The sequence below is a fragment of the Streptomyces sp. NPDC006487 genome, from assembly GCF_042870555.1.
Classification (GTDB): Bacteria; Actinomycetota; Actinomycetes; order Streptomycetales; family Streptomycetaceae; genus Streptomyces.
Map to the genome: position 1 here is coordinate 21846 of NZ_JBIAHN010000006.1, position 19051 is coordinate 40896.

The window sequence follows — 19051 nt, forward strand, 5'->3', positions numbered from 1 at the left end:
GCCGTCAGGCGATGGAGGCGGCGACGATCGCGGCGACCGCGAGGTTGCAGGAGGCGGTCACCCACACGGCGGGGTGCGGCTCGGGGTCGACCACGATGGCGCCGAGCTTGCCCGGGGTCACCAGGTCCAGCACCAGGAAGGCCACGGCCATCAGGACCAGGCCGAGGAGTCCGAACGCCGCCGTGGAGAGCAGGCCCTTGCCGAAGCTGTCGTACGTGGTCCAGATCGAGGTGAAGACGATGCCGCCGATGCCGAGCAGCGCCGAGGAGAGCATCACGGAGGCGTTCCGGTTGCGCTCTTCCCAGATCTGCTTCGGCAGCTTGCCGGGGGTCAGCACGTCCACCAGGACGATGCCGAGGATGAGCAGCACCAGGCCGACACCGCCGAATGCGGTGGTGCGGCCAAGTCCGTTGATGATGTCGCTCATTGGGAAGCCGTCTCCGGGGTGGGGTAGGAAGTACGTCGCGTGCCTGTCGTCGCGGTGGCCGAATCTATCGCACGGCACCGCACCCGACCATGGGGAGGTCAGGAAATGGCAGAGCTCAGGGCCGCGCGGCCCGATGAGGCCGGCGCACTGACGGGGCTGGTCATGCGCTCCAAGGCGCACTGGGGGTACGGGGCCGAGTTTCTCGCCGCGTGCGCTCCGGAGTTGCGCATCGGGGCCGGGGACGAGGTGCGGCGGCGGATCGTGGTCGCCGAGGCCGCGGCTGCCGGGGCCGCCGGGGCCCGGTCCGGCGACGGCCCGAACGCCGTGCTCGGGCTCGCCTCCCTGGAAGGGGAGCCGCCGTTCGGGCGGCTGGGGCTGCTCTTCGTCGAACCGGCCGCCATCGGCGGGGGCGTGGGACGCCTGCTGTACCGGGACGTGCTGCGGCGCGCCGCGGGGCTCGGCTTCCGCCGGCTGCTGATCGACGCCGATCCGCACGCGGCCGGGTTCTACCGGGCGATGGGCGCGGTGGCCTCGGGTCCGGAACCGGGACCGGGACCGGGACCCGACGCGGGGCCCGACGCGGGGCCGGGCGCTCCCGGCGGACTGGTGCGGTTCGAGGTGGCGCCCGTGCCCCTGGCCGAGTGGGCCCGGGCCTGGACGGGCGGCGGGGCGGCCGTACACGTGGGCAATGTCGCCGAGTACAACGCGCAGTTCGCGGACGCCTCCCTGGACCGGGAACAGCGGGCCGCCCACCACTACGCCTGTCTGGCCGCCTTCTACAGCCCGCGGCCGGCCGCGCTGGTGCTGCCGCGACCGGTCCCGCCGGGCTGGATCTCCCTGCTCGGGCGCCAACTGGACTGGCCCGCCGGGGTGGAGGTGTACGACGGGCTGGCGGAGCGGGACCGGGACCTGTCGGACGCCGTACGGTCCCGGCCGGCGCTGGCCGCACGGCTGACCGGGGCCGGGGCGGGAGCCGGGGCCGGGACCGGGGCCGCGCCCCTCGTGCCGTGGGGCCTGACCGCCCCCTTCGCCCGGCTGACCCGGCGGCCCTGGCGGCCGGACGAGCTGCGGTACGAGTCGAAGTCCGCGGCGCACGGGCTCTTCGGCGGGATCCTCGCGGAGGGCGGGCACCCCGCGATCACGCTGCCCGCGCAGTGGCGGGCGGACACCCGGCGGGCGGCGGTCCGGCTGCTGGCGTCCCGCACCAAGGCGGGCGAGAGCACCGTTCTGAAATCGGAGCACGGCGTCGGCGGTTCGGGCACCACGGTGATGACCCCCGAGCGGGTCCGGGGGGCGGGCGGCGCCCGGGCGGTGGTGCGGGCGCTGCCGCGCGGACCTCTGCTGGTGGAGGAGTACGTACGCGGTCCGGCGGATCCGGCCGAGCCGCGCGACCTCACGTACGACGGGTTCGTGGACGCGCGGGGCCGCGTGCACGAGGTCGGCGGGGCGGTGATGGACGTGGCGGACGGCGGATACCGCGGGGCGACCGTGGGTCCGGGAGTGCTCCCCGGATGGGCGGAGGAACCGCTGCTCGCCTTCGGACGCGCGGTGGGCCGGGAGCTGTCGGCCGCGGGCTACCGGGGCTGGTTCGACGTGGACTTCGTCTCCGACGGCGCGGGACGGCTCGCCCCGACCGAGACGAACCTGCGCCTGACCGGTCCGTCCGTCGCCTTCGTGGTGGCGGCCCGGCTCGACGAACTGCGGGGCGCGGGACACTTCGTACGGATCGCCGACCGGGTGGATCTCGGCGCCCGGTTGCCGGAGGCGGCCTTCGGCGAACTGTGCGAGCGGCTGTCCCGCAGGTGCGCCGGGATCGGCGCGGTGTTCCTCCCCGCCATCCCCACCGGCGCCTTCGAAGCGGCGCCCTGGATGGGCGCCCTGGTGGCCGCGACCGGCAGGGAGCTGCTGGACGCGGCCGAACGGCTGGTGCGGGCGGAAGCCCTGTCCGTCGGGGCGATGTTCGAGCCCATGGCCGGGCACGGGCCGGCCGGGGAGCGGCCGGCCGGGGCTCAGCCGGCCGGATCGTCGGCCCGGACCCCGTCCCGGACCGGTGTCTGCGCCGGAACCGAGGCCGAGGCCGGACCGGAGGCCGGCCCCGACGCCGAAACCGACACCGGGTCCGGCTCCACGTCGAAGGCGCTGAGCGGCGGACGGGAGGCGTAGACCGCCACGACCCCGGCGGCGATCATCAGCGGGATGTTGAAGACGTAGACGAGCGCGGCCTGCTGCGGCCAGTCCTGTTTGGCCGCCAGCCGGTAGAAGTTGTCCTGCGGCCACCACGCGGCCAGCAGGTAGACGATCGCCAGATGGGCGGCCGCGGTGATGCGGGGGCCGCGGCGCCCGTGGCGGCGCATCCGGGACCGGCCGGCGAACAGGAACCACAGGCCGGCCGCGAACGCCCAGCATTCGCACACGTAGAGGAAGAAGAAGAGCGTCGCGTACGGGTTCGGGACGCCGGTGAGGTTCGTGGAACCGGGCCAGAAGACCATGGTCAGGATCATGATGAAGCCCGCCACCAGGGTCAGCCCGACCGCGATGAAGAAGATGAGGCCGGCCCATCCGGCGATATTGGGCCCCGAGTCGCTCCTCACGTACTTGCCGCCGTACTTGCCGCCCCCACCCCCGTCCCCGCCGCGGTCGTCCCCCGCCCGCCCCGGTGGCATCGGGAGCGCGGCCCGCTGCTCGCGGCCGGTCCTGTCCCGGGGGATCCTGGGCAGCCGGACCACGGCACTCGGCATCATGGCCCCCGGAAGCCTGCCCGCCAGGTGGCGGCGGAGTTCCCCGCCGTCGGGGAGGTCGGAGCCCGGGGGCCAGGCGTCGTTCTCCGCGGCCGGGGCGAGGAAGGCGACGAGCCTCGGCCGCGCGTTCACGCCCGTACCGGCGCCCTTGACCTCGGCCAGGAGCACGGCGCCGACCGCTTCGTGGCTGCGGATCGCGGACTCGACGGGATGCGGGTCGAGGGGCTTGCCGTCCGCGGTGAGCCGGTCGCGGATCCGGCCCCGGAACTCCAGCAGGCCGTCGGCACGCGGCGCTCCGAGGTCGCCGGTGGGGATCGGTTCGCCGCCTCCGGGCACGGTGAGGTGAATCTGCCCGTCGCGCACGTCCAGTTCGCAGCCGGGGAAGGCGGCACCGATCAGCGAGAGCTCCTCGGCTCCGTCCAAGGGGCCCGCGAGATGAGGGAGTTCGAAGCGGGCGCCGACGCCCGCCGCTTCGGTGGGCCCGTAGACGTTGAGCAGCCGGGCTCCGGGCCGCAGCCGGGCGAGCAGCGCGGCGTGCTCGTCGAGGTAGAGGCGGTCGCCGGTGACCGTGACCATGCGCAGCGACCGCAGCCCCTCGTCGGGGCGGTGCAGGGTCCGCGACAGGGAGGCCTCCCGGTCGCGGACGAGGAGCTGGGTGGCGGTGCCCGGGTCGGTGTGCAGGACGGTGACCCGCTCGGCGTCGACGGCGCGGCGCAGTGACTCGGGTGTCCAGCGCGGGCCTTCGGGCAGGACGAGGGCGCCACCCTCGCACAGGGCCCGTGTCCATCCGGCGGCGAAGCCGGTGAGGTCCGGGGCCGCGGTGATCAGGTGCCGGTCCTCGGGTACCGGCCCCGCGACCCGGACCCACCCCTCGTGGGCGGCGAGGAACCGTTCGTGGGAGAGCGGGACGGCCCGCCGGTCCGCACCCGCGGTGAACAGCACGGCAGCCGTGTCCCCTCGCGGTGCCCGGTCCGGCGGGTCGGTGGGCAGCCCGGCGGTGGCGACCGCGTGGTCACCGCCGGTGCGGATCACCCGCAGGTCGCCTCCGTCGTCGAGCCGGGCCTGGTCCGCGGCGTCGGCGAGCAGGGCGAAGGGCCGGGCGGCGGCGAGCTGACGCTGCCCCGTGCGCGGGTTCTCGACGTCGATGACGGTGTAGGCGGCGCCGGCCTTGAGGATGCCGAGGAGGAGGACGAGGAGCTCGGCCCGCGGGGCGGAGCACACGGCGACGACGGCCCCTTCGGGCAGTCCTCGGTCGAGCAGGTGTCGCGCCGACTGGTTGGCGCGTGCGTCCAGTTGACCGTAGGTGAGGCTGTCGGTGCCCGCGGCGAGGGCCTGGGCTCCGGGGGTGTCGCGGGCCCAGCGTTCGAAGCGGGAGAGAACGGTGTCGCCGGCGCGGCGGCCTGAGTGCGTGAAGGGCTCTGATCCCAGCGTCATGGAGCGATTCTGGCACCGGGCACCGACAGCCACGAGGGCTGCGAAAATCCCTCGTACGAGCGAGGGTTGATCCACTATCGTCCTGCGCTGGTGCCGACCGGTACCGGTGGACAGGTTTCGAATGGTCGGAGGCCCCATGGCCAAGGAATTGCAGGTGGCGTACGACTGCGCCGATCCGGGCGCGCAGGCGGAGTTCTGGGCGCAGGCGCTGGGCTATCGCGTCCAGCCGGGGGGATCCGACGACTGGGCGGCCGCCTCGGATCCGGACGGGAAGGGGCCGCGGCTCTACTTCCAGAGGGTCCCGGAAGCCAGGACGGCGGCGAAGAACCGTCTGCACCTGGACGTGCGGTCGGCACCCGGTCTGAAGGGGGACGAGAGGATGGCCGTGCTGGAGGCGGAGGCCGCCAGGCTGGAGGCGCTGGGCGCGAAGCGGCTGTACCGCCTGGAATCCGATGAGGTCAACGAAGGCATCATCGTGATGACCGATCCCGAGGAGAACATCTTCTGCCTCGACTGACCTCTCGAACGACCTCTCATCCGACCTGCCCATCGACCTGTCATCTACCTGTCGAACAGGGTTCCTGGCCACCCGAGGGCCATCTGCCCCTTGACCTCAAGTTCGGTTGAGGTCCTAACGTTCAGCGCATGGATATGGAAGTCACCGCCTGGACCTCGCTCCACAGCGCGATCAACGCCCAGCAGGACCGGCGGCCGCTCTCGCGGGCCGGGCTGCGCCGGATCGCCGCCTTCGCCCGCCCGCACCGGCGCGGGCTCACCTTCTTCCTCCTGCTCAGTGTGGTGACGGCGCTGCTCGCGGTGGCCACCCCGGTGCTCGCGAGCCGCGTGGTCACCGCGATCGTGGAGGGCCGTGAGGGCGGTACGGTCACCCGCCTCGCCCTGCTGATCGCGCTGATCGCGGTCGCGGAGGCGGGGCTGGGGCTGGTCCTGCGCCGGCTGTCGTCCACCCTCGGCGAGGGGCTGATCCTGGATCTGCGGACGGCGGTCTTCGACCACGTGCAGCGGATGCCGGTGGCGTTCTTCACCCGGACCCGGACCGGGGCGCTGGTCAGCCGGCTCAACAACGACGTGATCGGCGCGCAGCGGGCCTTCAGCAACACCCTGTCGGGGGTGGTGTCCAATACCGTGACGCTGCTGCTGACCTTGACCGTGATGCTGGGCATCTCCTGGCAGATCACGCTGCTGGCCCTCGTGCTCCTGCCGGTGTTCGTGCTGCCCGCCCGCCGGATGGGGGTGCGGATGGCGGCGCTGCAGCGGGAGGCGTCCGCGCTCAACGCCTCGATGGGCACGCAGATGACCGAGCGGTTCTCCGCGCCGGGCGCCACCCTCGTGAAGCTGTTCGGGCGGCCCGACGAGGAGTCGGCGGAGTTCGCGGCGCGCGCCGCCCGGGTGCGGGACATCGGGATCCGCACGGCGATGGCCCAGTCGGCCTTCATCACCGCCCTCACCCTGGTCTCCGCGCTGGCCCTGGCGCTCGTGTACGGGCTCGGCGGCCACTACGCGCTCGCCGGCACCCTGGACGCGGGCTCGGTGGTCGCCCTCGCCCTGCTCCTGACCCGGCTGTACGCGCCGCTGACCGCGCTCGCCGGGGCGCGGGTCGAGGTGATGAGCGCGATGGTCAGCTTCGAGCGGGTCTTCGAGATCCTCGACCTGAAGCCGCTGATCTCCCAGAAGCCGGATGCCCGCCGGGTGCCGGAGGGGCCCGTGGCGGTGGAGTTCGACAAGGTGTCCTTCGGCTACCCCTCCCCCGACAAGGTGTCCCTCGCCTCCCTGGAGGAGGTCGCGACCCTCGACGCGCGGGGCGGCACCGAGGTGCTGCACGAGGTGTCCTTCCGTGCCGAGCCCGGGCAGATGATCGCCCTGGTCGGTTCCTCGGGCGCCGGGAAGTCGACCATCGCGCAGTTGCTGCCCCGGCTGTACGACACCGACTCGGGTGCGGTCCGCCTCGGCGGGGTCGACGTACGGGACCTCACCGCGGACTCGATCCGCGAGACGCTGGGCATGGTCACGCAGGACGGCCACCTCTTCCACGAATCGGTACGGGCCAACCTGCTGCTCGCCCGCCCGGAGGCCGGGGAGGAGGAGATCTGGGAGGCCCTGCGCCGCTCCCGGCTGGACGGGCTCGTGGCCTCGCTCCCGGACGGGCTGGACACGGTCGTCGGCGAGCGCGGCTACCGGCTCTCGGGCGGAGAGCGGCAGCGGCTGACCATCGCCCGGCTGCTGCTGGCCGGCCAGCGGGTGGTGATCCTCGACGAGGCCACGGCCCATCTGGACTCCACCTCGGAGGCGGCGGTCCAGGAGGCCCTGGCCGAGGCCCTGTCGGGCCGGACGGCCGTGGTGATCGCGCACCGGCTGTCGACGGTGCAGGCGGCCGACCTGATCCTGGTGGTGGAGGACGGCAGGATCGTCGAACGCGGCACCCACACCGAGCTGCTGGCGGTGGGCGGACGGTACGAGGAGCTGTACCGCACCCAGTTCGCGGCGGCCGGCCCGGACGGGGACACGCCGGCGGAGCGGGCCCTTCCGGGCGGCGCGGCGGCGGTCTCCGGCGGATGATGGCCAACGGGGCGGCCGGAACCGGCCCCCCGGAACACGGGATCACCGGAGTCAGGAGCAGCCGATGGACATCAAACTGGAACTGGTCGCCGTACCGGTCACCGACATCGACCGGGCCAAGGCCTTCTACGAACGCATCGGCTTCCACGCCGACCACGACATCACGGTCAGCGAGGAGATCCGCTTCGTCCAGCTCACCCCGCCGGGCTCGGCCTGTTCGATCGCCATCGGCAAGGGCCTGACCCGGATGACACCGGGTTCGCTGGACAACATGCAGGTCGTGGTCGCGGACATCGAGGAGGCCTTCGCCGATCTCAAGGGCCGGGGCATCGAGGTGACGGAGATCGAGGACATGCCCTGGGGTTCCTTCGTCTACTTCTCCGACCCCGACGGCAACGGCTGGGCGGTCCAGCAGACCACGCCGCGCACGGCCGGCGATCCCCAGTAGCGACCTGCCGCCGCGTCGGGCGGCGGCAGGGGCCACCCACCACTGGCGGGTCCTGCGCGGGTCCGGGATCACCCACGAGCACATAATCGGCCGCCACAAGGCCGCATCGCTGCGCCGCGAGGACCCGGCCGGCCGGTTCCCCGGGCTGCTCAAAGCCGTCCTCTCGGCCGCTCCCCCGGCGGTGGATTGAGCTTCCGTTGGCGGGACCGGGGTCCGCGCCCGTGGAGACTGTCTCCCGGGAGTACCCGAGGGATCACCTGAATGGGAGTACCGCCATGAGCACCGTCGCGCTGCTGGGGACCGGAATCATGGGAACGGGGATGGCCCGGAACCTGCTGCGGTCCGGGCAGGAGGTCCGGGTCTGGAACCGGACCCGGGAGAAGGCGGCCGCACTGGCCGCCGACGGTGCGCTGGTCGCCGACAGCCCGGCCGAGGCGGTGGCCGGGGCGGACGTGGTGATCACCATGCTGGCCGACGGTGCGGCGGTGGCCCGGGCCATGGCCGCCGCCGTGGACGGCCTGAGCGCCGGTCAGGTGTGGGCGCAGATGGGCACGGTCGGCCTGGCCTCCCTCGAGGAGCTGGCCGCCTTCGCGGGAGAACACGGGCTGGTCTTCGTCGACGCCCCGGTACAGGGCACCCGGCAGCCCGCCGAGGCCGGGACCCTGGTCGTGCTGGTCGGCGGCCCGGCCGACCCGCGGCTGGACCCGGTCTTCGCCGCCGTCGGGAGCAGCGTGCTGCGGGTCGGGGAGGAGCCGGGGTCCGCGACCCGGCTGAAGCTGGCCACCGTCGGGTACGCGATCACCGTGACGGCAGCGGTCGGCGAGGCCTTGGCGCTCGCCGAGGGGCTGGGGGTGGACCCGGACCTGTTCGCGCAGGTCGTGACCGGCGGGCCGATGGACAGCCCGTACCTCCAGACCAAGATGCGGGCCGTGCTGGACCGGGACTTCACGCCGAGTTTCACGGTGCGCGGAGCGGAGAAGGACACCGGGCTGATCGCCGAGGCGGCGGAGTCGGCCGGGGTGTCGGTGGACCTGGCCGTCGCCGCGCGGGCCCGTTTCCACCGCGCCGACGCCCTGGGCCACGGCGACGAGGACATGGCTGCCGGCTACTTCGCGGGCTTCCCCGACCAGCCCTGAGGGACGGCCCCGACCCGGTGGGAGGGGCTCAGCCCTCGTACGGGTGGGGGCGGGTGCGCAGGGTGTGGCCGTGCCGCAGGCCCTCACGGAAGGCCGCCTCGTACGCCTGGTCGCCGAGTGCTCCGCGCGCCGTACGCTCGAACTCCGCCCGCACGGAAGCCAGTTCCGGCGTCCCGCGCTGCGGGTGACCGACGGCCTGCCAGTAGGCGTGGCCCGTGCCGTACGCGCGGGCCGCGCCGACCCCGTCGCCGGTCGCCGCACGGGCCGCCGCGAGCAGGTCGAGGCCCAGGGCCGTGCCGAAGCTGTCGCCCAGCTCCCGCTTGCCCTCCAGCATGGCGCGGGCGTGTACGGCGGACTCGGCGGGGCGCCCCTCGAAGAGGCAGATCAGGGCCAGTTGGTAGTCGGCGTAGGCCCGGGTCCAGTGTTCGCCCCGCTCGGCGCAGCCGGCGCGCAGCAGTTCGGCCTCTTCCCGGGCGTCGCTGAACAGGCCCGTCCCGGTGAGCGCGAAGACCCGTACGAGGTGGCAGCGGATCCGGGGACCCGAGTCGAAGGGCGTCCCGGGAAAAGCCTCCAGCGCGTTGTCCGAGACGATCCGTGCGGCCAGCGGCCGCCCGGCCAGCAGGTGGCTCAGGCCCAGCAGGTACGCGGCGTCCAGCGCCGGGCCCCCGTTCCCGTCCGGGCCCTCGTCGAGCCCGGCGGCCAGGGCCTCGCAGCCGACGGCGATCCGGTGGGCCTGTTCCTGTTCGCCTTGGAGCAGCAGGGTCACCCCGAGGGCCCACAGGGCGCGCACCCGGATCCGCGGGGACACCTCCTCGGGCCGCGCGGCGGCCAGCGCCCGCTCCAGGTAGCCGCGGGCGGCGTGCAGGTGGCCGCAGCAGGCCCAGTAGAAGCCGGAGCGGGCTGCCAGGTCCAGGGCCCGCTCGGGGGCGGTGGCCAGGTGGTGTTCGAGGGCCGCGCACAGGTCTCCGTGCACCGCCTCGACCCTGCGGTAACCGATCCGCTGGGCGGGGCCGAGCCAGTCCCGCTCGGCGGTGCGCACGAGCTCGGTGAAGTACGCGGCGTGCGCCTCCCGGAGCACGTCGCGCTCCCCGGCCTCGTCGCGCCACATGGCGCCGTACTCCCGGATCGTGTCCAGCATCCGGTACGAGCCGTCCGCGCCCCGGCGTACGACGGATTTGGCGACCAGCGCGTCGAGCAGCGGCGGGACGTCCTCTTCGGTGAGCGGGGCGGCGGCGCAGACGGCGCGTGCGGCCGCCAGGTCGAAGGAGCCGCCGAAGACGGACAGCCGCAGCCACAGCAGCCGTTCGCGCGGTGCGCACCACTCGTGGCTCCAGCCGATGGCGGTGCGCAGCGCGCGGTGGCGCGGTGGCTGGACGGGGGCGGGGACGGACAGCGGGCCGATCCTGCGGGCGAGCCGCTCGGCCAGCTCCTCGATAGTGTGGTCGGTCAATTGCGCGGCGGCCAGTTCCAGCGCGAGGGGTACCCCTTCGAGGCGGGCGCACACGGAGCGGGCGGCCGCGAGCCGGGCCTCGGTCCAGGGCGGCGCTTGCCCTGGGGCGGCAGCGGCGGCCCGCCGGGTGAACAGGGAGAGGGCCTCTTCGGCTCCGGACGGGTCCATGGCGTGCGGCAACGGGCCGATGTCCAGGACGTGTTCGCCCGCGAGTCCGAGCGGCTGCCTGCTGGTGACCAGCAGGACGAGGTGCGGGGCCGCGTCGAGCAGCTCCCGCACGAGGCCCCGTACGGCCGTCACCAGGTGCTCGCAGCAGTCCAGTACGAGGAGGAGCCGGCGCCCGCCGATCCATTGCCGCACCGCTGCGGCCGGGGTCCGGGCGGTGTGGTCGGCGAGGTCCAGGGCGCCTGCCACCGTGGCCACGAGCAGCCGCTCGTCGGGCAGCGGGGAGAGGTCGGCCCAGTGCACCCCGTCGGGGAAGGGGCCCGCCGGGGCGGCGGCATCCCTCCCCGCGCGGCGGGCCAGGCGGGTCTTGCCGACACCGCCCGGCCCGGTCAGGGTGATCAGCCGCCGCTCGCGCAAAGCCCGTTCGAGCAGGGCCAGTTCTCCGGTCCGCCCCACGAAGGAGGCGCGGTTCCCGGCCTCGTACCCGTCACCATGTCCCAGCACCCGCCCAGTGTGGCGTACGGGGCGGGTGCCGCACGTGCGGTCACTCCCGGGCGGGCTCCCGGGTCAGGGCGCCTGCGGCGGCGGGCGCCACCGCTCCGGGCTGCGGATGTACGGGCGCCCAAGGTGCGTCGCAGGTGACGGTGCGCCCGTTGGTCACGCAGTGGGTGTGGTAGAGCGTGCCCGTCTTGGTGATGGCCTTGATCTTCACGTCGTTGCCGTGGATGGCCAGGGCGACGGTGCAGACGTCGGCGGGGTAGCCGGTGACGGGTGCCACGGTGAGGTCGGTCCAGCCGAAGTCGCCCCACTGGCCCGCCATGTCGCGGGTACGGCGGCCGAGGTAGGTCTTGCCGTCCTTGAGGACGAGTGCGAACTCCTCGGAGTTGTTGGGCATCTGGTTGTCCACCGAGGCGCAGGGGCCGATCGGGCCGGGAACTCCCCGCGGCCCCACCGGACCCAGCGGACCGAGCGCCCCGGTGGCACCGGTCGGGCCCGGGGCGCCCTGCCGCCCGGGCGGCCCGGCGAAGCCCTGCGGACCCGCGGTGCCGGGCAGGCCGGGCAGCCCCTGCGAGCCCGCCGGCCCGGCCGGACCCGCGGGCCCCTGCTGGCCCTGCGGCCCGGCCGCCCCGACGTCTCCGGTCCGCCCGATGTCCCCCTTGGGCCCCGGGTCCCCCTTGCGCCCGACGGCCCCCCGGTCCCCCTTGAGCCCGGCGATCCCCCGCTCGCCCCTGGCCCCGGGCGGCCCGGCATCCCCCTTGGCGCCGGCGTTCCCCTTCTCGCCCGCGTCGCCCTTGGGCCCGGAGCCGCCCTTCTCGCCCTTGTCCCCCCTCTCGCCCTTCTCGCCCTTCTCGCCCTTCGCACCCGGCGGTCCGGCGGGCCCCTTCGGCCCCTTGGGACACTGGTGACCGTTCTCCGGGACCGCCTCGGCGCGCGGCCGCGAACAGTTGGCCGCGGGCCCGGCGCCGTCCGGCTCCGCCGCGCGGACGGCCCGTAGCGGCTGCGGAGCGCTCGGCGCACCGGCCCCCGGGGACGCGTACGCCGGGTGCGGGGCGTTCGGCTCGCGGGAGTCGGCCCCACCGGCGGGCTCCCCCGCCGCCCCACCGACCTCTCCGCCCGCACGCCCCCCGAATCCGGGCACACCCCGCCCGGCGCCGACCCGCCCAGCCTCAGGCACCACACCCCTACTGGACTCAGGCACCGCCCCTCTGCCGGGCTCAGACACCCCGCCCCTCCCGGACTCCGGCACCACACCCCTGCCGGACTCGAGCACCGTGCCCTTCCCGGACTCGAGCACCGTGCCCTTCCCCGGCTCGCGTACCGCGCCGCTCCCGGACTCCGGCACCAGGCCAGCGCCGGACTCAGGCACCGTCCTCTTCCCGGACTCCGACACCACGCCACCGCCGGAGGCCACCGCGCCACCGCCGGAGGCCGCTGCCGGGACCGCGAGGCCGCCCAGTGCCACGGCCACCGGCAGTACGAGGCCGCCCGCCAGCCGGGCCCTTCGTCCGGTTCTTGCTGTGGAAGACATGCGAGTAACCCTTCGCCGCACGGAAATGGTCGTATGCTCCGGCCGAAGCGAGGGGGAGCATCTCCCGGAAGAGGACCCGACGAAGATCAAAAACGCTCATCCCGCGGCAGCGTCAACGGGTTGGTCCAACGACACGCGGTACCGGTACGCCGGACGGCGGGGCACCCGCAGCGCCACCCCGGCCATCCGGAACACCGGACCGACCTGCCCGGCCGAACCGACCCACAGACCCCACCGGCCCACCGGCCCACCGGCCAGACCAACCTGTCCAACCTGTCCAACCTGTCCAACCAGCCGACCTGCCAGGTCCGCCCGGCCAGTCCACCCCGCGGCCAGCGGTCACCGCACGTGCAGCCCGAATCCCATCCGGCCCGCGGGCTCCAGACCCTCCTTCAGGTGCAGCGAGGGCATCTCGTAGTCCCCGAAGTTCTGCCGCCGGAAGGCGATGGGCTCGGTCGTCTCCAGCGTGAGCAGGCGCTCCACCCACGCCTTGGCCACGTCCGCGTAGTCCTCGCCGCTCATTCGGTCGGCGCCGTACAGCACGAACGGCGGCAGTGGCTCGATGCCGGGGTGGTAGAGGATCCCGTGGTGGATCGGGAACAGCAGGTCGTCGATGGGGCCGTTGATCCCGCGGGCGGCGTAGTGCGCCTCCGGGCCGCCCGCGGTCACCGACAGCAGGGCCCTGCGGCCCGCGAGGGTGCCTTCGCCGAAGCGCTCCCCGTACTTCGATTCACTGTGCTCGCCGACGCCGTAGGCGAAGCGGTGGGTGAACACCCGGTCCACCCAGCCCTTGAGGATCGCGGGCATCGTGTACCACCACAGCGGGAACTGGAAGATGATCGTGTCGGCCCACAGCAGTTTCTCCTGCTCGGCGAGCACGTCCGGGGTGAGCGCCCCGGCGCCGAAGGCCCGGCCCGAGTCCAGAGCGACCTTCAGCGGACTCGACGCGTGGGGGCCGTAGTCCGCGGCGTCCACGACCGGCTTCCAGTTCATGGCGTACAGATCGCTCACCCGCACCTCGTGCCCGGCGCCCTCCAGCGTGGAGACCGCCAGGTCCTTCAGCGAGCTGTTGAGCGACTTCGGCTCGGGGTGGGCGTAGACGATCAGCGTCTTCACGGGAACTCCTCGGGATCGGATGCCCTGATCCTGGGCCCCGCGGCGCCCGCTGTTCAGGGGTGCGCCTTCCGTCGGACCGGACTTCCTGGTAACGGCAGGACCACCCTCGCGGGCGGCACCGCGGCCATACTGGGGCCCATGGACGATCTTGCGGGCTTCCTGCGGACCCGGCGTGCACGGGTCGATCCGGCGGCCGTCGGCATACCCACCGACAGCCGCCGCCGGGTCGAAGGACTGCGCCGCGAAGAGGTCGCGCACCTGTCCGGTGTCAGCGTCGACTACTACGTGCGCCTGGAGCAGGGCCGCGCGACCCAGCCCTCCGAGCAGGTCCTCGACGCGCTTGCCCGCGTGCTGCGCCTGGACGAGACCGAGCGGGAGCACCTCTACCGGCTCGCCCGGCAGCGCCACCGCCGCACGAAGGCACCCGGCGGGCGGATCCGCCCGGAGGTGCTGCGCGTCCTCGACCTCGTCACCGGCGCCCCCGCGATGATCATGAACCACCGGCTGGACGTGCTCGCCGGGAACCGCCTGGCCGGGCTCCTCTTCGGCCGGCCGATGCCGGGCCTGAACATCGCCCGGCACCTCTTCCTCGAGGAGGCCGAGCGCGGCCTCTACGCGGACTGGGAGCACTGCACGCTCGACGTGGTCGGGCACCTGCGCCTGGCCACCGGCCAGTACCCCGAGGACCCCAGGCTGGCCTCGCTCATCGGCGAACTGGCGATGGGCAGCGAGCGATTCCGCCGCCTGTGGGCCCGTGCGGACGTGCGCGCCCGCACACACGGCCGCAAAGCGTACCGCCATCCGCTGATCGGGCTGCTGGAACTGCACCAGGAGAACTTCGCGCTGCCGGGCGAATCGGGCATGGAGCTGCTGATCCTGTCCGCCGCCCCCGGCAGCCCCGCCGAGGACGGGCTCCGGCTGCTCTCGGGCCTGGGCGCGGACAGCGCCGACGCGCGTCCCCCGGTGACCGTCCGGCCAACCGACTGACCTGCCGGCACGTCCTTGCGGCAAGGCCCGAAGGGCGGGCCCTACGGCGCGAGCACGTCCAGTTCCTCGAGCGCGCCCACCGCGATCTGCCGCGTCAGCGCCTCGGCGCCCGCCGCGTCGCCCTCCCGTACGGCCTCGGCCACCCGCACGTGCAGGGTGACGGCGGCCGGGTCGGGGTCGTGGAACATCACCGCGTGCTGGGTGCGCCCGGTCAGGACCTCGGCGACGACGTCGCCGAGCCGCGCGAACATCTCGTTGCCGGAGGCGTTGAGCACGATCCGGTGGAAGGCGATGTCGTGGTGGAGGTACCCGTCCAGCTGGTGGCCGCGTGAGGTGCGGACCATACCGAGGGCCGCCTCGGTGAGCTCGGCGCACTGCTCGGGGGTGGCCCGTACCGCCGCGAGTCCGGCCGCGACCGGTTCGATGGCCGAGCGCAGCACGGTGAGGGAGCGCAGCTGCCGGGGGCGGTCCGCGCCGGCGAGGCGCCAGCGGATGACGCGCGGGTCGTAGACGTTCCACTCCTCGGTGGGGCGGACGGTGACGCCGACCCGGCGGCGGGACTCGACCAGCTGCATCGACTCCAGCACACGGACCACCTCGCGGACCACGGTCCGGGATGCGTCGAAGCGTTCGGCGATCGCGTCGGTGCGCAGCACGCTGCCGGGCGGGTGCTCCCCCGCCGTGATCGCCAGGCCGATCGTGTCCAGTACGCGGGAGTGGAGCCCCTGGCCGACGGGCCCGTCAGTGGTCATGGCGTAAGCGTACGGTGACCCTCAGATGGACAAAAGATGTGATGTTTTGCCGAGCAACCCTTGAATAAGTACTACGTAATGGGCTTCAGTGGTGCCCAGGCCCCCGGGGCCGATGTCAACGAGGACGCGGACGACGAAAACGAGGTGCGCGATGACGCGCGTCATTGTGGTGATGGGTGTGGCCGGGACGGGAAAGACGACCGTGGGCCGGCTGCTCGCCGACGCGCTCGTCCTCCCCTACGCGGAGGGCGACGCCTTCCACCCGGCGGCCAACGTCGCCAAGATGTCCGCCGGCATCCCCCTGGACGACGCGGACCGATGGCCCTGGCTGGACTCGATCGGCGAGTGGATGCGCAACCGGGCCGGGGTCGGCGGCGGGGTCCTCTCCGCCTCCTCCCTCAAGCGGGCCTACCGCGACCGGCTGCGGGCCGTCGCACCGGACACCGTCTTCGTCCACCTCACCGGCGAGCGGCCGCTGGTCGAAGAGCGCATGGCCGCGCGCAAGGGGCATTTCATGCCCACCACACTGCTGGATTCGCAGTTCGCCACGCTGGAGCCGCTCCAGCCGGATGAACTCGGCGTTCTCGTCGACGTGTCCGGAGGCCCGGAGGAGATCACCGCGCGGGCGCTGTCCGCCCTGCGCCGCCTCCCGGCACCTGCCGCGTAACCGCCCGGACCAGGACCGGACCGCGTCCCGCCCCTTCCCACCCCGTCCCGCCCGACCCCGTCCCGCCCACTGCCGCAGCCCCCTGCCCGCAGCAGCCCCTGCCCGCAGCCCCTCCGCCCTGCCCCGGAACAAGAACGAAGGAACCCGTCACCGTGACCAGTCTCAGCGTCGAGACTCTCGCAGCGGCCGCCACCGAGCCGATCACCTCGGCCGGCAACACCCAGCTGGGTGTGGCCGTCATCGCGGGCATAGCCGTCATCGTCCTGCTCATCACCCGCCTCAAGCTGCACGCCTTCCTGGCGCTGACGCTCGGCTCGCTCGCCCTCGGGGTGTTCGCCGGCGCTCCACTCGCCAAGACCATCTCCAGCTTCACGGCCGGGCTCGGATCGACCGTCGCGGGCGTCGGCGTCCTCATCGCGCTCGGCGCCATCCTCGGGAAGCTGCTCGCCGACTCGGGCGGCGCGGACGAGATCGTGGACACCATCCTGGCGCGCGCCAGGGGCCGGGCCATGCCGTGGGCGATGGTGCTGATCGCCTCGGTGATCGGCCTCCCGCTCTTCTTCGAGGTCGGCATCGTGCTGCTGATCCCGGTGGTCCTGCTCGTGGCCAAGCGGGGCAACTACTCGCTCATGCGGATCGGCATCCCCGCGCTGGCCGGCCTGTCCGTGATGCACGGGCTGATCCCGCCGCACCCCGGTCCGCTGGTCGCCATCGACGCGCTCGACGCCAACCTCGGGCTCACCCTCGCGCTCGGCGTGCTCGTCGCCGTCCCGACCGTCGTCATCGCGGGCCCGGTGTTCTCCCGTTACGCGGCACGGTGGGTGGACATCCCGGCGCCCGAGCGGATGGTCCCGCAGCGGCCTCCGGTGGAACCGGAACACCGCCCGCGCTTCGGGGCGACGGTCTTCACCGTGCTGCTCCCGGTGGTCCTGATGCTGATGAAGGCCCTGGTCGACATCGTGGTCAACGACCCGGCCAACGCGGTCCAGCGGGTCACGGACGTGGCGGGCTCACCCCTGATCGCGCTGCTCGCGGCGGTGCTCGTGGGCATGTTCACCCTCGGCCGCGCGGCCGGCTTCACCAAGGCGCGGCTGTCCGAGACGGTGGAGAAGTCGCTGGCCCCGATCGCGGGCATCCTGCTGATCGTGGGCGCGGGCGGCGGCTTCAAGACGACGCTGATCGACGTGGGCGTCGGCCAGATGATCATGGACCTGTCCGAGAACTGGGCGATACCGACCCTGCTGCTGGCCTGGCTCATCGCTGTGGCCATCCGCCTGGCGACGGGCTCGGCGACGGTCGCCACCATCTCGGCGGCCGGACTGGTGGCCCCGCTGGCGGCGGGCATGTCGTCCACGGAGACCGCTCTGCTGGTCCTCGCCATCGGGGCGGGGTCGCTGTTCTTCAGCCACGTCAACGATGCCGGGTTCTGGCTCGTGAAGGAGTACTTCGGCATGACGGTCGGCCAGACCCTCAAGACCTGGTCGGTGATGGAGACCATCATCTCGGTGGTCGGCCTGGGCTTCGTCCTGCTGCTGTCACTGGCCCTCTGACCGCTCGCGGCCCCACTCCCCGCCGGCTTCCGCTCAGCTGCCACCCTCCGGTCAGCCGGTCCGACGGTGCCTGCCCCGCGTCCCCTCCCGGGACCCGGGGCAGGCCAGTTGGGCCGCCGCCAGCTCGAAGCCGCCCGCCGCGGTGGCGCAGCGGTCGGCCAGGGACGCCACCTCCGCGCGGAAGGCATCGCCCCCCGGGCCCTGCCAGCGCAGGTCTCCGGCGGCGATGCGGAGCCGTTCGGCGTGCGAACGCAGGGCGGCCGAATGGGCGCGCAGCCCCTCGGCCGGGGCCGCGAGGGTCTCGGCCCGGGGCCCGGGCCCGGCGGTGTCCGTCACTGGGTCCGCCCCGGAACGTAGACGTCGGGATGTCCCGGCAGTCGCACGAGGTGGCTTCCGGTGACCCGGCCCCCGAAGCCCGCGAGGGCCGCCGCCGGACCCGGCTCGGAGCCGGAACCCACCCAGGTGACCCGGTAGACCGTGGTGAACTCCCGGCTCGCGGCCAGCCGTCCGGCCGTCCGGGCGCCCGGTCCGTGGCCGAGGAGGGCGAGTTCGGTCCCGGAGGGCACCAGGCGGCGTACGGTCGCGGCCACTTCGCGGACGTGCGCGGCCGGGTCCTCGTACGGCGCTTCGGCGCGGCCGGACTCCGTCGGTGGTCCCGCGAGTTGGAGCACGCACCGCTCCACCCCGTCCGGGCCGGCGACCTGCTGGAGCAGGACCGCGCCCGCGGCGTCGCCGATCCGGTCGGCATTGCCCCGGTACCCGGCCGGGGTGCCGCTGGTGTCCAGCTCGGCCAGGAGGCGGGTCCCCGGCTCGGAGCAGGCGGGTCCCCGGTCGAAGAAGGCCCGCAGGGCGGCGCCGATCCCGAGGAGCGGCTCGGCGGCCACGGCCCTGCCGGTGGCGACCTGCCAGCCGGCGTGGTCGTTGAACGGGTTGTCGTCGGTCAGCGCGTTCCAGGCCAGGATGTCGGCGAAGGAGGGGTTCAGCAGGGCGAAGGCGGGACCCTCGCCGCGTCGGCGCACGAGTGCGCGGAACGCCCGGACGGCGTCCGCCTGCCGGCCCTCCTCCACCGCGAGGAACACCTCGGCGGCGGCAGCGTCCTTCGACCTCGCAGGGTTACGGGTGCTCTCGGCCCGGATCCGGCCCCTGAGGCCGCACACCGCGAGGCTGACGGCGAGGCTCTCCCGGCCGGTGAGGACCCCGGCGAGCCAACCGGCCCGCGCCACGCCCCGGCCCCGGGCGGCCCAGCCGAGTCCGTGCGGGTCGGTGAGGGCGCGCAGCAGCGTACGCCAGGCCGCGCGGCGGCGGCTGCCGAGACCCAGTGCGGTGACCGGCAGCCGGGAGCCGAGGGCCAGCCGGGAGGCGTAGCGGGCGGCTTCGCCGACGGCGTCGGCCGCCTCGGCCAGTTCCCGGCACAGGGCGCCCAGTTGATCGGCGTCCGGGTCGGTGGGCACGGAGGTCGCGGAGGTCCCGGGGGGCGCGGCGTCGGACATGGATTCCTCGTCGGGTCGGATGAGCATCGGGCAGGACGGGGCGGGACGAACAGAATCGGTCGGCAGACAGGCAGTCGGGGCGGCCAGG

General features: G+C 74.0%; 15 protein-coding genes and 1 pseudogene. 8 read left to right on the top strand and 8 right to left on the bottom strand.

The window, feature by feature from the left end; all coding sequences use genetic code 11:
- Positions 1-4: 4 nt before the first annotated feature.
- Entirely contained in the window at positions 5-427 is a 423-nt protein-coding gene (locus ACFYM0_RS11370; RefSeq protein ID WP_274551086.1) for a DUF350 domain-containing protein, read from the bottom strand.
- A gap of 105 nt (positions 428-532) precedes the next feature.
- Between ACFYM0_RS11370 and ACFYM0_RS11375 the strand changes: the two genes are divergently transcribed.
- Positions 533-2590, top strand: a complete 2058-nt coding sequence (locus ACFYM0_RS11375; RefSeq protein WP_388499412.1) for a GNAT family N-acetyltransferase — start codon at positions 533-535, stop codon at positions 2588-2590.
- A 932-nt stretch (positions 2591-3522) separates the two neighbouring features.
- On the opposite strand, the pseudogene ACFYM0_RS11380 reads toward ACFYM0_RS11375, so the two are convergent.
- Positions 3523-4737, bottom strand: a pseudogene (locus tag ACFYM0_RS11380) (AMP-binding protein); the annotation flags it as partial.
- Between ACFYM0_RS11380 and ACFYM0_RS11385 the strand changes: the two are divergent.
- The 4 genes from ACFYM0_RS11385 (at position 4736) to ACFYM0_RS11400 (ending at position 8757) form a co-directional block, all read left to right on the top strand.
- Positions 4736-5116, top strand: coding sequence for a VOC family protein (locus ACFYM0_RS11385; RefSeq protein ID WP_388499414.1), 381 nt, complete (start codon positions 4736-4738; stop codon positions 5114-5116). The pseudogene ACFYM0_RS11380 and the gene ACFYM0_RS11385 sit on opposite strands and share 2 nt — an antisense overlap.
- 128 nt (positions 5117-5244) lie before the next feature.
- A complete protein-coding gene (locus tag ACFYM0_RS11390) occupies positions 5245-7173 on the top strand; it encodes an ABC transporter ATP-binding protein (RefSeq protein WP_388499417.1) in 1929 nt (642 codons plus the stop codon).
- A 64-nt stretch (positions 7174-7237) separates the two neighbouring features.
- Positions 7238-7621 (top strand): VOC family protein, encoded by a 384-nt coding sequence (locus tag ACFYM0_RS11395; RefSeq protein ID WP_388499420.1) that lies wholly within the window; start codon positions 7238-7240, stop codon positions 7619-7621.
- A gap of 275 nt (positions 7622-7896) precedes the next feature.
- Entirely contained in the window at positions 7897-8757 is an 861-nt protein-coding gene (locus ACFYM0_RS11400) for an NAD(P)-dependent oxidoreductase (protein ID WP_388499423.1), read from the top strand.
- A gap of 28 nt (positions 8758-8785) precedes the next feature.
- On the opposite strand, the gene ACFYM0_RS11405 is transcribed toward ACFYM0_RS11400, so the two are convergent.
- From ACFYM0_RS11405 to ACFYM0_RS11415, 3 genes are all read right to left on the bottom strand, one after another.
- Positions 8786-10876, bottom strand: coding sequence for an ATP-binding protein (locus ACFYM0_RS11405; protein WP_388499426.1), 2091 nt, complete (start codon positions 10874-10876; stop codon positions 8786-8788).
- Positions 10877-10916: 40 nt separating this feature from the next.
- A complete protein-coding gene (locus tag ACFYM0_RS11410) occupies positions 10917-12011 on the bottom strand; it encodes a hypothetical protein (protein WP_388499429.1) in 1095 nt (364 codons plus the stop codon).
- Positions 12012-12740: 729 nt separating this feature from the next.
- Entirely contained in the window at positions 12741-13517 is a 777-nt protein-coding gene (locus tag ACFYM0_RS11415; protein WP_388499432.1) for an NAD(P)H-dependent oxidoreductase, read from the bottom strand.
- Positions 13518-13655: 138 nt separating this feature from the next.
- On the opposite strand from ACFYM0_RS11415, the gene ACFYM0_RS11420 reads away from it, so the two are divergent.
- Entirely contained in the window at positions 13656-14504 is an 849-nt protein-coding gene (locus ACFYM0_RS11420; RefSeq protein ID WP_388499435.1) for a helix-turn-helix transcriptional regulator, read from the top strand.
- Positions 14505-14545: 41 nt separating this feature from the next.
- Here ACFYM0_RS11420 and ACFYM0_RS11425 read toward each other — a convergent pair whose 3' ends face one another.
- Positions 14546-15256, bottom strand: a complete 711-nt coding sequence (locus ACFYM0_RS11425; protein WP_388499437.1) for a FadR/GntR family transcriptional regulator — start codon at positions 15254-15256, stop codon at positions 14546-14548.
- A 151-nt stretch (positions 15257-15407) separates the two neighbouring features.
- Here ACFYM0_RS11425 and ACFYM0_RS11430 point away from each other — a divergent pair, with 151 nt between their 5' ends.
- Together ACFYM0_RS11430 and ACFYM0_RS11435 are read left to right on the top strand one after the other, a co-directional pair.
- The gene (locus ACFYM0_RS11430) at positions 15408-15923 is read left to right on the top strand and encodes a gluconokinase (protein WP_388499439.1); all 516 of its coding nucleotides are present in this window, start codon (positions 15408-15410) and stop codon (positions 15921-15923) included.
- Between the two features lie 152 nt (positions 15924-16075).
- Positions 16076-17473: a gluconate:H+ symporter gene (locus tag ACFYM0_RS11435; RefSeq protein WP_388499442.1), complete on the top strand. Its 1398-nt coding sequence runs from the start codon at positions 16076-16078 to the stop codon at positions 17471-17473.
- Between the two features lie 51 nt (positions 17474-17524).
- Here the strand turns inward: ACFYM0_RS11435 and ACFYM0_RS11440 are convergent, their stop codons facing one another.
- On the bottom strand, positions 17525-17809 hold the full coding sequence (locus tag ACFYM0_RS11440) for a hypothetical protein (protein WP_388499445.1): 285 nt from the start codon (positions 17807-17809) through the stop codon (positions 17525-17527).
- A complete protein-coding gene (locus tag ACFYM0_RS11445) occupies positions 17806-18963 on the bottom strand; it encodes a hypothetical protein (protein WP_388499447.1) in 1158 nt (385 codons plus the stop codon). Before ACFYM0_RS11445 ends, ACFYM0_RS11440 begins: the two co-directional genes overlap by 4 nt.
- Positions 18964-19051 lie beyond the last annotated feature (88 nt).

Coding starts and splice junctions, on each gene's coding strand:
- ACFYM0_RS11370 (WP_274551086.1), bottom strand. CDS start 427: ATGAGCGACATCATCAACGGACTTGGCCGCACCACCGCATTCGGCGGT.
- ACFYM0_RS11375 (WP_388499412.1), top strand. CDS start 533: ATGGCAGAGCTCAGGGCCGCGCGGCCCGATGAGGCCGGCGCACTGACG.
- ACFYM0_RS11385 (WP_388499414.1), top strand. CDS start 4,736: ATGGCCAAGGAATTGCAGGTGGCGTACGACTGCGCCGATCCGGGCGCG.
- ACFYM0_RS11390 (WP_388499417.1), top strand. CDS start 5,245: ATGGATATGGAAGTCACCGCCTGGACCTCGCTCCACAGCGCGATCAAC.
- ACFYM0_RS11395 (WP_388499420.1), top strand. CDS start 7,238: ATGGACATCAAACTGGAACTGGTCGCCGTACCGGTCACCGACATCGAC.
- ACFYM0_RS11400 (WP_388499423.1), top strand. CDS start 7,897: ATGAGCACCGTCGCGCTGCTGGGGACCGGAATCATGGGAACGGGGATG.
- ACFYM0_RS11420 (WP_388499435.1), top strand. CDS start 13,656: ATGGACGATCTTGCGGGCTTCCTGCGGACCCGGCGTGCACGGGTCGAT.
- ACFYM0_RS11425 (WP_388499437.1), bottom strand. CDS start 15,256: ATGACCACTGACGGGCCCGTCGGCCAGGGGCTCCACTCCCGCGTACTG.
- ACFYM0_RS11430 (WP_388499439.1), top strand. CDS start 15,408: ATGACGCGCGTCATTGTGGTGATGGGTGTGGCCGGGACGGGAAAGACG.
- ACFYM0_RS11445 (WP_388499447.1), bottom strand. CDS start 18,963: ATGTCCGACGCCGCGCCCCCCGGGACCTCCGCGACCTCCGTGCCCACC.